This window comes from Pseudomonas oplopanacis, assembly GCF_057128725.1.
The window spans coordinates 289,054-302,165 of sequence record NZ_JBSKHV010000008.1; the positions used below are offsets into that span (position 1 = coordinate 289,054).

Sequence of the window (13,112 nt, forward strand, 5' to 3'; positions counted from 1 at the left end):
TATTCATGCAAAACCGGGTGATGCTCTAAAAGCGCACAGGTTTGCTATGATCCCGCCCCTTCGTCATGGTCTTTCCGAGTAGTCCAAATGTCCGATCGCAGTGTTCGCCTTCAAGCTCTCAAGCACGCCCTCAAAGAGCGCATCCTGATTCTCGATGGCGGCATGGGCACGATGATCCAGAGCTACAAGCTCGAAGAGCAGGATTACCGTGGCAAACGTTTTGCTGACTGGCCAAGCGATGTCAAAGGCAACAACGACCTGTTGGTGCTGACTCGCCCGGATGTGATTGGTGGTATCGAGAAAGCCTACCTGGATGCCGGCGCCGATATTCTGGAAACCAACACGTTCAACGCCACCCAGATTTCCCTGGCCGACTACGGCATGCAGGGCCTGGCGTATGAGTTAAACGTAGAAGGCGCACGCCTGGCCCGCAAGGTCGCCGACGCCAAGACCCTGGAAACCCCGGACAAGCCGCGCTTCGTCGCCGGCGTACTGGGCCCGACCAGCCGCACCTGTTCGTTGTCCCCGGACGTGAACAACCCCGGCTACCGCAACGTGACCTTTGATGAGCTGGTGGAAAACTACACCGAATCCACCAAGGGCCTGATCGAAGGCGGCGCCGACCTGATCCTGATCGAAACCATCTTCGACACTCTCAACGCCAAAGCGGCGATCTTCGCCGTGCAAGGCGTGTTCGAAGAACTGGGCATCGAGCTGCCGATCATGATCTCCGGCACCATCACCGATGCCTCCGGCCGTACCCTCTCCGGCCAGACCACCGAAGCGTTCTGGAACTCCGTGGCCCACGCCAAGCCAATCTCGGTCGGCCTGAACTGCGCCCTCGGCGCCAGCGAACTGCGTCCGTACCTGGAAGAGCTGTCGAACAAGGCCGGCACCCATGTGTCTGCGCACCCGAACGCCGGTCTGCCGAACGAATTCGGTGAGTACGACGAACTGCCGGTGGACACCGCCAAGGTCATCGAAGAATTCGCTCAAAGCGGATTTCTGAACATTGTCGGCGGCTGCTGCGGCACCACCCCGGGCCACATCGAAGCCATCGCCAAAGCCGTGGCCGGTTACGCGCCGCGTCAAATCCCGGAAATCCCCAAGGCCTGCCGTCTGTCGGGCCTGGAACCGTTCACCATTGATCGCAGTTCGTTGTTCGTCAACGTCGGCGAACGGACCAACATCACCGGTTCGGCCAAATTCGCCCGCCTGATCCGCGAAGACAACTACACCGAAGCCCTGGAAGTCGCCCTGCAGCAGGTCGAAGCCGGCGCACAGGTGATCGACATCAACATGGACGAAGGGATGCTCGATTCGAAGAAGGCCATGGTGACCTTCCTCAATCTGATTGCCGGCGAGCCGGACATCTCCCGCGTCCCGATCATGATCGACTCCTCGAAGTGGGAAGTGATCGAAGCCGGCCTGAAATGCATCCAGGGCAAGGGCATCGTCAACTCGATCAGCATGAAAGAAGGCGTCGAGCAGTTCATTCACCACGCCAAACTGTGCAAGCGCTATGGCGCTGCGGTGGTCGTGATGGCCTTCGACGAAGCCGGCCAGGCCGACACCGAAGCGCGCAAGAAAGAAATCTGCAAACGCTCCTACGACATCCTGGTCAACGAAGTCGGCTTCCCGCCGGAAGACATCATCTTCGACCCGAACATCTTCGCCGTGGCTACCGGTATTGAAGAACACAACAACTACGCTGTGGACTTCATCAATGCCTGCGCCTACATCCGCGACGAGCTGCCGTATGCGCTGACCTCGGGCGGCGTGTCCAACGTGTCGTTCTCGTTCCGGGGCAACAACCCGGTGCGTGAGGCGATCCACTCGGTGTTCCTGCTGTATGCGATCCGCAACGGCCTGACCATGGGTATCGTCAACGCCGGCCAGCTGGAGATCTACGACCAGATCCCGCAGGAGCTGCGCGACGCCGTCGAAGACGTGGTGCTCAACCGCACCCCACACGGCACTGACGCCCTCCTCGCCATTGCCGACAAGTACAAGGGCGACGGCAGCGTCAAGGAAGCCGAGACCGAAGAATGGCGCGGCTGGCCGGTCAACAAGCGTCTGGAGCATGCGCTGGTCAAGGGCATCACCACGCACATTGTTGAAGACACCGAAGAATCGCGTCAGTCGTTCGCCCGTCCGATCGAAGTCATCGAAGGCCCGCTGATGTCCGGCATGAACATCGTCGGCGACCTGTTTGGCGCCGGCAAAATGTTCCTGCCGCAGGTGGTGAAATCCGCCCGCGTAATGAAGCAGGCCGTGGCCCACTTGATCCCGTTCATCGAACTGGAAAAAGGCGACAAACCGGAAGCCAAGGGCAAGATCCTGATGGCCACGGTAAAAGGCGACGTGCACGACATCGGCAAGAACATCGTCGGCGTGGTGTTGGGCTGTAACGGCTACGACATCGTCGACCTCGGCGTGATGGTCCCGGCAGAAAAAATCCTGCAAGTGGCCAAGGAGCAGAAGTGCGACATCATCGGCCTGTCCGGCCTGATCACGCCTTCGCTGGACGAAATGGTCCACGTCGCCCGTGAGATGCAGCGCCAGGACTTCCACCTGCCGCTGATGATCGGTGGCGCAACCACCTCCAAAGCGCACACGGCAGTGAAGATCGAGCCGAAGTACAGCAACGACGCGGTGATCTACGTGACGGACGCCTCCCGCGCCGTGGGCGTGGCAACACAGTTGCTGTCCAAAGAACTGAAACCGGCGTTTGTCGAGAAGACCCGCCTGGAATACATCGACGTTCGCGAACGCACCGCCAACCGCAGCGCGCGCACCGAACGCCTGAGCTATCCGGCCGCCATCGCCAAGAAGCCGCAGTTCGACTGGAGCACTTACGCGCCGGTCAAACCGACGTTCACCGGCTCCAAGGTGCTGGACAACATCGACCTCAAGGTGCTGGCCGAGTACATCGACTGGACGCCGTTCTTTATCTCCTGGGACCTGGCCGGCAAATTCCCGCGCATCCTCACGGACGAAGTGGTCGGCGAAGCCGCAACCTCGCTGTACGCCGATGCCCAGGAAATGCTCGCCAAGCTGATCGACGAGAAGCTGATCAGTGCCCGTGCCGTGTTCGGCTTCTGGCCGGCCAACCAGGTGCGCGACGATGACATCGAAGTCTACGGCGATGACGGCAAGCCGATTGCCAAGCTGCATCACCTGCGCCAGCAGATCATCAAGACCGATGGCAAGCCGAACTTCTCCCTGGCCGACTTCGTGGCACCGAAGGACAGCGAAATCACCGACTACGTGGGTGGCTTCATCACCACCGCCGGGATCGGCGCCGAAGAGGTGGCCAAGGCTTATCAGGACGCTGGCGATGACTACAACTCGATCATGGTCAAGGCCCTGGCCGACCGACTGGCGGAAGCCTGCGCCGAATGGCTGCACCAGCAAGTGCGTAAAGACTACTGGGGTTACGCCAAGGACGAGACGCTCGACAACGAGGCGCTGATCAAAGAGCAATACACCGGCATCCGCCCTGCTCCGGGCTACCCGGCGTGCCCGGATCACACCGAGAAATCCACGCTGTTCAAACTGCTGGACCCGGAAGCTGAAGAGCTCAAGGCCGGCCGCAGCGGCGTGTTCCTCACCGAGCACTACGCAATGTTCCCGGCGGCTGCGGTCAGCGGCTGGTATGTCGCTCACCCGCAGGCGCAGTATTTTGCCGTGGGCAAGATCGACAAGGATCAGGTGCAAAGCTACACCTCGCGTAAAGGTCAGGAACTGAGCGTGACCGAGCGCTGGCTGGCCCCTAACCTGGGTTACGACAACTAACCAGCCGACTGGCCACAATAAATGTGGCTAGCAGTAATCCCTGTGGGAGCGAGCCTGCTCGCGAAAGCGGTGTGTCAGGCGACATTAATGTCGACTGATACGGCCTCTTCGCGAGCAGGCTCGCTCCCACAGTTGTTTGTGTCCGCCGTAGGTCTATGCTTACGGCTCACACACACGGGGCGAGGGATTTATGGACGATCCAGTCGACAACAAGCCGCCGACTTTCTGGCAGATGCTGCAGAGCGTGATGGCGGCGGCGTTCGGGGTGCAGAGCGGGAAGAACCGGGCCCGGGATTTCACCCACGGCAAACCGAGTCATTTCGTGATTTTGGGGATTTTGTTCACAGCAGTGTTCGCCTTGACCCTATACGGCATCGTGCAACTGGTGCTGCATCTGGCCGGGGTTTAGCGCATCAGCGTTTGCAGGCTGAACGGGTAGCGATAGGAGATCGGCCGCCCTTTGGCCGAGAGTCGACGGAAGTTCACGCCGTAGTCCGGCGCGGCCCCCAACGCAAGCAGGCGTTTGGCTTGCGTCTTGTCGATCAGTTGCAATAGCGGGATCAACCGGTGACGGCCGCCGTACAGATCGAGATCGACGCCCTGGTCATAGTCATGCAACTCCACCAGCGCCCATCCACCCAAGGTGAAGTGACCACCCAGCAGCACGCTCAGGCGTCCATCGATCATCGCTTGCAAGGCGGCGGGAGAACTGTTGACGGCGCCGAACAACACGTCTTTTCCGGGTTTTCCACCGGTCTCTTCAAACGCCTGCATCGCACCAAACGCCATTTCATCATTGGCTGACCATACCAGCGAGATCTGCGGATAACGCCGGAACAACAGCTTGGCCTGCTCATAAGCGCGGTCCCGGGTCCAGCCGCTGTAGACCAACTGGCGCAAACGCACTTCAGGATGCTCGGCCAACGCACGCATCATCCCTTGCTCGCGCAACTGCGCAGACGGAGTGATTTTCAGGCCGGAGAATGCCAACAGTTCGATAGGTTTGCCGGGGGCTGCCGGCGGATGCTGACGGATCAGCTCCTTGAGCATCAGGTACCCGCCCTCCTCGTCGTTGGGCACCAGGCTGCCTAGTTGATCGGGGCGCTCACCCAACAGGCTCTGCTGGTTGGCCGTCAGTGAGGCATTGACCATGAACAGCTTTACACCGCTGCCCTCGGCCAGGCGCAGGATCTGCGGGGCGACATACTGTTCATTGACGAACATCAGGTAGTCCGGGCGATCAGGACCTTGCAGCGCCAGGCGGGCTTGCGCCACCGTGAGTTCTGGCATGCGCTGGGCATACAGGATTCGCAGGTCAATGCCCAAATCCCGGGCGGCGGACTGCATGAATTGCGCATAACTGAGCCAGAAAGCTTCCTGAGTAGTGCCGGGGCTCAGGAACAGCACCGATTCCGCACGCGCAGCCGGACCATAGACCACGCCAAGCATGAGCAGAAAGGTGTAGAAAAACTTCAACATTAACGTCCGAGCCCCCGGAATTTTCGCCGCGCATTATAGCCAGCGAAATTCCGTAAAACGGCGTTTATTCCGGTTCTTGTCCGACAATCGTCGGAACCGGGCCCGGACGGGGTCGGTTATTGATGGCTGACCCAAAATACCGCAGTGCCCACGACCAGAATGATCAGGAACAGAATCGCCCAAGCATCGACCGTGCTATCAGGTTTTGTCGCTTTGGTAGGGTTGCTCATTGCATCGCCTCTTGTCGGTTTTATCGGTGATTGCATAAAGACTCGACCACAGTAAAGACGACGATTGCCCGCACCACAAATAAGGGTTTAGCAATAACGGTTCTTGTTAGGCGTTTTGGTTCTTTATATATACTCAAACATCACTTTTGCGCATAACTGCAAACTGGTATCTTGCCCCGGCTCCGTAGGGAGTGCGCGGCCGTGCGCGCAGAATTGCAGAGGCTCTTTCGGACTCCGGCAAGCACAAAAACGCAGCTGTATCCGAGCGACCCAAGCCTGAGAACAGGACTTATATGTACGTATACGACGAATACGATCAGCGGATCATCGAGGACCGCGTCAAGCAGTTCCGTGATCAGACCCGACGCTATCTGGCAGGCGAGCTGAGCGAAGAAGAATTCCGCCCCCTGCGCCTGCAAAACGGGCTTTATATCCAGCGTTTCGCGCCGATGTTGCGTGTGGCGGTGCCTTACGGCCAACTGACTTCGCGTCAGATACGCATGATGGCCAAGATTGCCCGCGACTATGACAAGGGCTATGCCCACATCAGTACCCGGCAGAACGTGCAGTTCAACTGGCCGGCCGTGGAAGACATTCCGGACATTCTGGCTGAACTGGCGACCGTGCAGATGCACGCGATCCAGACCAGCGGCAACTGCCTGCGCAATGTCACCACCGACCAGTTCGCCGGTGTCGCCGCCGATGAATTGATCGATCCGCGCCCATGGTGCGAGATCGTCCGTCAGTGGACCACGTTCCACCCGGAATTCGCCTACCTGCCGCGCAAGTTCAAGATCGCGGTCAACGGTTCGACGTCTGACCGTGCCGCCATTGAAGTCCATGACATTGGCCTTGAACCGGTGCACAACGCCGCTGGTGAATTGGGCTTCCGTGTATTGGTTGGCGGCGGCCTCGGTCGTACGCCAGTGGTGGGCGCGTTCATCAATGAATTCCTGCCGTGGCAAGACCTGTTGAGCTACCTCGACGCCATCCTGCGGGTCTACAACCGCTATGGCCGTCGCGACAACAAGTACAAGGCGCGGATCAAGATTCTGGTCAAGGCGCTGACGCCTGAAGTCTTCGCCCAAAAGGTCGACGCGGAAATGGAACACCTTCGCGGTGGCCAGACCACGCTGACCGAGGCTGAACTGCATCGCGTTGCCAAGCATTTCGTCGACCCCGACTACAAGGCCCTGGAAAACCAGACCGCCGAACTGGCCGAGCTCGACCAGCAGCACCCTGGTTTCGCACGCTGGCGTACCCGCAACACCCTGGCGCACAAGAAGCCGGGTTATGTGGCTGTGACCCTGTCCCTGAAGCCGACCGGTGTAGCGCCGGGCGACATCACCGACAAGCAGCTCGACGCCGTGGCCGACCTGGCCGATCGTTACAGCTTCGGTCAACTGCGCACGTCGCACGAACAGAACATCATCCTGGCCGACGTGGAACAGTCGCGACTGTTCGCGATGTGGGGCGAGTTGCGCGAGCAAGGTTTCGCCACGCCGAACATTGGCCTGCTGACCGACATCATCTGCTGCCCTGGCGGTGATTTCTGCTCGCTGGCCAACGCCAAGTCGATCCCGATTGCCGAATCGATCCAGCGTCGCTTCGACGACCTGGATTACCTGTTCGACATTGGTGAACTGGACCTGAACATCTCCGGTTGCATGAACGCCTGTGGTCATCACCACGTCGGCCACATCGGCATCCTCGGGGTGGACAAGAAAGGCGAAGAGTTCTACCAGGTGTCCCTCGGCGGCAGCGCCAGCCGTGACGCCAGCCTGGGTAAGATCCTTGGCCCGTCCTTTGCCCAGGAAGCCATGCCTGACGTGATCGAAAAGCTGATCGACGTGTACATCGAACAACGTACCGAAGACGAGCGTTTCATCGACACCTACCAGCGTATTGGCATCGACCTCTTCAAGGAACGCGTCTATGCAGCGAATCATTAAGAACAACGAGGTCGTCGACGAAACCTGGCACTTGCTGCCCAAGGATTTCAACATCGACGAGATCAGCAACTGCGATGACCTGATCGTCCCGTTGCAACTGTGGCGCGAACACAGCCGTATGCTCAAGGCCCGCGATGGCGGCCTTGGCGTTTGGCTGGATGCCGACGAGGAAGCTGAAGAAATCGGTGAAGACGTGGAGCAGTTCAAGGTGATTGCCTTGAACTTCCCGGCCTTCACCGATGGCCGCAACTACTCCAATGCCCGTCTGCTGCGTGACCGTTACGGTTTCAAAGGCGAATTGCGGGCGATTGGTGATGTGCTGCGCGACCAGTTGTTCTACATGCATCGCTGCGGTTTTGATGCGTTTGCAGTACGCCCCGATAAAGACCCGTACGAAGCCCTGGAAGGTCTCAAGGACTTCTCGGTGACGTATCAGGCCGCCACCGACGAACCGCTGCCGCTGTTCCGTCGCCGCTGATGGTCAACCCTTGAACCCCTTGCGGGGTTCAAGGCTCCCCTCCTGCTTCAATTCAAAGATTGGCCCTCTCCTCCAGTGCCCTGAAAGCCGCCATCGGATGATCAAAGCGCCCGCTGCTGTGACTTAGTCGATTGCACATTTCCTCAGACGCATCGGCCTCGTTCAACAATCTCCAGACTCGTGTTTGTAGCGGCAGATAGCTGACTTGAAAATCGGCCGTCAGACTCAGCCTGTCCATGACCGCTAAAAACCGGGTGCCGGAAGGTTTGCCTGCCAGTCGTTGCCAAAGTGCTTGTCGGGACTGCTGCAACGCCGGGTCGTAATCTCGCAGCCATACCCTCGGCGAGCCATAGCCGGCGCCGGGCGCGTTGAGCCATAAATTGATGCCTGTCTCCTCTCGATGGCTGACCAACCGGCGTAGCGTGTCTTCGTCTGTCAGCGGATTCCCCAAGAGCAACACACGATCATCTTCGATTGCCTGGTTTATGATCGCTGGCGGTACCCGGGTGATCTGGTTATCCCGTAAATCCAGGGTTGTCAGATAGGGCTCGTCCTTGATACCGATCGGGCACCGGCTGATGTGTGTATTTCTCAGGTTGAGCTGGCGTAGTTCGTTCATGCCCAACACCAGAGGGGGCACAGCCAGCGGGTTGTCACTTAAATCCAGCGATTGCAGATGGGTCAGGTCACGCAGCTGTGAAGCGGCACTTTCAGTGAATACCAACTCAGTTGCTCGCAGGTTCAGAGTGCGAAGGTGTGTCAATTGACCGATGGCGGGCGGCAAAGAGCGACCCGCATCGCCGGCCACGAAGTAGTGACGCAAGTCCACGCTTTCCAGATTCAATATCTCAAGATTTGGAAAGCTCTCGAGAAACCCGTTAAGGCTGTCTTGCTCGGTCAGATGGAAGCCCTGCATCAAAAGCTCGGTCACGTCGTCGAAACGCACATTCAACGTTGGCAATCGGTGATAGTTTTCGAAATTCATACCCAGCGTGATACGTGGGGAACCGCCACGCTTTTGCCATATGTTCATCAATTCTTCGGCGAGCTCCGTCCTCAGGGCTCGCTCGTCCTGCATCTCCTCCATCAGCAGCTGGACGTTATAGGCCGCGATTTGTGCAGGGTTCAAACCCTGAGCCGCCACATCGCCAACAGCCAGAAAAGCAAGGTCCATGTCATCGACATCCTGGGGAACCTGATCTATCCAGCCGTTTAAATCAGTGTGGAGTTGCCGTAATTGCTGTTTTAGCCCATCAATATAAGCTTGCGCAGTATTGCCCACCCGCTGCAGGGTTTCATCGGCCTGCGCTGAGGTGAAGTCGGGATAAATATCCTTGAGCTGCAACCTCATCATCTCGTGGGTCATGGCTGTGCCTTGCGGTGTCGTCGGATAACCTCCGCCACGCAACCCCTGAGGCTCAAACGTCAGTCCGCTGTCCATCCTTTGCAACCCGAGCAGGGTTTGCGAACGAGGCAGCGCGACTGCGCCGACCTTGAGCCGCAACTCATTGGCGGGATCGTCTGACGTCAGGTGTAACGCCGAGCGTTCGTCCTTGGACAAAATGGCGAGCACAGCCTCATAGAAGTCCGATGGCATGGTTGGAGGCTCATAGCGGTTTTGCGCGCTGATGAGGATGCGAGTATTAGCTGCATCGAGTGGACCGCAGCTGTCCAGAACCCGCCCAGCGGGCGAATGGTCAAGAATGTTTATCCGCAGGTTTTTGGGCCATCCGGGCACATTCTGGAGGGAGTGCAACGCCAGCGTATCCGTCTCGGCATTGGCAACCGACCCAAGGTAAAGGCCTTCGTAGGCACGATTCAGGCGCACATGCTGCTGGTACTGACGGGCCTTGCTGTCGAGACGCTGGAATACTGTCCTGACCTCGACAGCGTCGGGCGTCGTGCTGATGTCTACGCCGTCGCGGTCAAGCATTTGCTCAATGGCACTTTTTGGAAGCCCCGGATACTGGCGCTGAAACAGCCGGACCCATTCATGCTCTGATTGCTGCAGCGCGGCATAACGACTGTTGAACAACTCGGTTTGCCCAGCCCCACCCAATTCCTGATCGAGCTTGAAGCGGCTGATCGTGTCGGCCAACAACGGCGTCGGTGGCCGACCGGCGTTCATCAACCGCAGCATGTCGTCATCTACCGCACTGACCTTGCCGATCTGCGCCAGGACTTCATCGCTGAATGACGCGACCGAGGGGCCAATGCCGCGGATCAGTTCCAGCCGCGATAGCCTGGAAGGCGCTGCCACACTTTCCTCGACCGGCGTTACGAGGGCGACGTGTTCACTTGGCCCAATTGCCTCGTTCTCGGCGCTTCCAACGTTAACTTCCGCCCCCGCGCCGGCCAGCGGCAGCGCATTGAGCAAACCAAATACTGTGCGGGATATGCCTTCCTTGCGCTCGCTGGGCGTTTTACCGTTCACGGCCTGATCCAGCCCGTAACCAGCGTCGATGAGTCCGGCCAGCGCCAATACTCCCTCTCCCCCCGGCACAAACAGGGCCAACGGCCCAAACCGGTTTATCCATTGCACGACTGGTTCGACCACCGCGCTCAAATTGTCGCGGTTGACTTGCGCGTCGTCCCGGATGGTTTTGGCGCTTTCCCGGGCAGCCTGCTTCATCGTCAAAACCCACCGTGCAAACGGATCGGTCGCAGGTGGCTGATCGTCGAAGCCAATGTACTCGGCTGGGTCCCAATACCCGTCATTGTTGAAGAAACCGGCATTGCTCTTCAGCCAATGCTTTTGCGGGTAAATCGCCATGCCGTCCAGCGCTGTCAGTACACCGGCATGGAAGGTGCCGTCCTGGCGATCCTCGTCGGTAAAGTGAGCCGCCAACGCTTGCTTCGTTGCATTGTCCTTGCTCTGTGCGACCACCCATTGGTGCAACTGCGAGACGTCGGCGAAGTCATGCAGGGGTGAGGAGTTGCCCGGGATGTACATCAACACCTGGGGGCCGGCGGCGAGACGAAAGGTCCAGATGTCGATTGCGATGTAGCCATACAGCTTTAAACGGCTCGCCGTAACCGTGGAGGGGATTCGGGTGGGCGCTTGCAATGATTCGATCGTCAGCGTTTCCCATGCCTGATCCACCGGTAAACCGGCTGCCTGCATCGCAAGCTCCAGTCCCTTTTGACTCAAGCGTTGCTCATGCCGCTGCAGCCAGGCAGTCATGACAAATGCCGCTTTGACCGACGTCCTCAATGCATAGGATTGCGGCGCGACAATCGCCTCGTCGGACGGCCAGGCCTGATCGAGATACGCCTTGTACAAACTCTGTAAATCCAGCTCCCAGACCCACTTTTTGAAGTCTGCGGGCTTCAAGGGGATCTGCGTTGATGGCCCATAGGTTTGCGGGGTCGTCTGGCGATAAATGCCTTCGTAGGTCTGGTGATTGCCGCTGCCGTGATCAGCGAACTCATCGACATGCGGCACGATGCGAACGGATGGCCCGATGTCCGGTGCCGTGTACAGGCCAAACACGGTTTCTGCAAAACGTCCGTCGCCCACCGTTTGATAATTGGAAAGCAGCACTTGCAACAGCGATTGCGAGCTCGCCACTTGCCCCTGCTGGATGCCGTCCTGTGCAGGATGGCCTTTGTAGTTGTAATCGAGCGTGACCAGCAGCGCCGCCTGCGGATCGATATCCGCCCCCCACTTTTCCTTGATCAAGCGTGCCCCAAACTGATCAGGGGTTTGTGGCAGCGCGATGTTCACGGCGGCGTTGAGCTCGTCGCGCATTCGTAGCGGGCCGGAGTAGTGGCCTTGATTGAGGTCGGTCATGTGCATTCCATTGCGAACATTTGGAACACCACCCTAACCAGCCGCTGTTCCATTGGATGCAGGACAGCGACGACGGCCGCCTTAGGAGATTTCCCCATTTCAGGAAGGAATGTGGACGGAGCCAAAGCAAAAAAAACCGGGACATGAGCCCGGTTTTTTCTTCAAGACAATTTGCGCTGACGATTACCAGAAGCGTTGCTGGGTCAACCGGCTCCACCAGGTCAGCAAAACGCGATCGACCGAACCGCTGGCCGCCATGCCAATGCGCTCTTGCAGACTTTTTCGCTCGGCGTAGTGCAGGTGAAAGAGCTCGGCATTTTTTGCCCGTTCGGCGAGGTATTCATCGCTGGTCTTGAGTTCGTCGACCAGTTGCTTGTCGAGGGCGGCGACACCGAGCCAGATCTCGCCGGTGGCCACTTCATCAATGGCCAGTTGCGGGCGATAGCGCGCGACGAAGTTCTTGAACAGCTGATGAGTAATGTCCAGGTCTTCCTGGAATTTCTCGCGGCCCTTCTCGGTGTTTTCGCCAAACACGGTCAGGGTGCGTTTGTACTCGCCGGCGGTCAGCACTTCGAAATCGATGTCGTGTTTCTTCAGCAAGCGATTGACGTTAGGCAACTGTGCCACCACACCAATCGAGCCGAGGATCGCGAACGGCGCGCTGATGATCTTCTCGCCGATGCACGCCATCATGTAGCCGCCGCTGGCCGCGACCTTGTCGATGCAGATGGTCAATGGCACGCCGGCATTGCGAATCCGCGCCAGTTGCGAGGACGCCAGGCCGTAGCTGTGAACCATGCCGCCGCCGCTTTCCAGCCGCAGCACCACTTCATCCTTGGGCGTGGCCAGCGTCAGCAGCGCGGTGATTTCGTGGCGCAGGTTCTCGGTGGCAGACGCCTTGATGTCGCCGTCGAAATCCAGCACAAACACGCGTTGCTTGGCCTCGGGGACTTTCTTTTGCTTTTTCTCGGATTTGACCTGGGACTTGCGCAAGGCCTTGAGCTGATCCTTGTCAAGCAAGGTTTGCTCCAGGCGTTCACGCAGCCCTTTGTAGAAATCATTGAGCTTGCTGACTTGCAACTGGCCGGCCGCCTTGCGTCGACCTTTGCTGCGCAATGCCGCAAAACTGGCCAGGACCACCAGAATGGCGATCACCAGTGTCACGGTCTTGGCCAGAAAGCTGGCGTACTCGGTGAGAAACTCCACATTGACTCCTTCATGACGATGCGCGACTTAAATCACGCGCGGGATGTGTTCAGCATACCCATGCGCCAGCCCGACGACCAGCCGTGAAACCTCTGGCAACAGGCCTGTAACGGCCATTTCAAACAAGCGTATGTTTTTTCATTGACAGCTCAGCGCCATCCTCATAACCTCGCCAA

7 protein-coding genes are annotated in these 13,112 nt (G+C 58.6%); 4 read left to right on the forward strand and 3 right to left on the reverse strand.

Annotation, left to right across the window (positions count from 1 at the left end):
- The first annotated feature begins 87 nt into the window (after positions 1–87).
- Together metH and ACWKV5_RS18190 are read left to right on the forward strand one after the other, a co-directional pair.
- Entirely contained in the window at positions 88–3,798 is a 3,711-nt protein-coding gene (gene metH, locus ACWKV5_RS18185) for a methionine synthase (protein ID WP_483842411.1), read from the forward strand.
- Between the two features lie 190 nt (positions 3,799–3,988).
- On the forward strand, positions 3,989–4,207 hold the full coding sequence (locus ACWKV5_RS18190; RefSeq protein ID WP_483842412.1) for a DUF2970 domain-containing protein: 219 nt from the start codon (positions 3,989–3,991) through the stop codon (positions 4,205–4,207).
- On the opposite strand, the gene ACWKV5_RS18195 is transcribed toward ACWKV5_RS18190, so the two are convergent.
- Entirely contained in the window at positions 4,204–5,277 is a 1,074-nt protein-coding gene (locus ACWKV5_RS18195; RefSeq protein WP_483842413.1) for an ABC transporter substrate-binding protein, read from the reverse strand. The genes ACWKV5_RS18190 and ACWKV5_RS18195 overlap by 4 nt on opposite strands.
- A gap of 523 nt (positions 5,278–5,800) precedes the next feature.
- Between ACWKV5_RS18195 and ACWKV5_RS18200 the strand changes: the two genes are divergently transcribed.
- Both ACWKV5_RS18200 and ACWKV5_RS18205 read left to right on the forward strand, forming a co-directional pair.
- A complete protein-coding gene (locus ACWKV5_RS18200) occupies positions 5,801–7,459 on the forward strand; it encodes a nitrite/sulfite reductase (RefSeq protein ID WP_483842414.1) in 1,659 nt (552 codons plus the stop codon).
- Positions 7,443–7,937, forward strand: a complete 495-nt coding sequence (locus tag ACWKV5_RS18205) for a DUF934 domain-containing protein (protein WP_483842415.1) — start codon at positions 7,443–7,445, stop codon at positions 7,935–7,937. Before ACWKV5_RS18200 ends, ACWKV5_RS18205 begins: the two co-directional genes overlap by 17 nt.
- Positions 7,938–7,989: 52 nt before the next feature.
- Here the strand turns inward: ACWKV5_RS18205 and ACWKV5_RS18210 are convergent, their stop codons facing one another.
- Positions 7,990–11,730 (reverse strand): dermonecrotic toxin domain-containing protein, encoded by a 3,741-nt coding sequence (locus tag ACWKV5_RS18210; protein ID WP_483842416.1) that lies wholly within the window; start codon positions 11,728–11,730, stop codon positions 7,990–7,992.
- A gap of 183 nt (positions 11,731–11,913) precedes the next feature.
- Positions 11,914–12,936, reverse strand: coding sequence for a protease SohB (gene sohB / locus ACWKV5_RS18215; protein ID WP_483842417.1), 1,023 nt, complete (start codon positions 12,934–12,936; stop codon positions 11,914–11,916).
- Positions 12,937–13,112: the final 176 nt, after the last annotated feature.

Coding starts and splice junctions, on each gene's coding strand:
- metH (WP_483842411.1), top strand. CDS start 88: ATGTCCGATCGCAGTGTTCGCCTTCAAGCTCTCAAGCACGCCCTCAAA.
- ACWKV5_RS18190 (WP_483842412.1), top strand. CDS start 3,989: ATGGACGATCCAGTCGACAACAAGCCGCCGACTTTCTGGCAGATGCTG.
- ACWKV5_RS18195 (WP_483842413.1), bottom strand. CDS start 5,277: ATGTTGAAGTTTTTCTACACCTTTCTGCTCATGCTTGGCGTGGTCTAT.
- ACWKV5_RS18200 (WP_483842414.1), top strand. CDS start 5,801: ATGTACGTATACGACGAATACGATCAGCGGATCATCGAGGACCGCGTC.
- ACWKV5_RS18205 (WP_483842415.1), top strand. CDS start 7,443: ATGCAGCGAATCATTAAGAACAACGAGGTCGTCGACGAAACCTGGCAC.
- ACWKV5_RS18210 (WP_483842416.1), bottom strand. CDS start 11,730: ATGACCGACCTCAATCAAGGCCACTACTCCGGCCCGCTACGAATGCGC.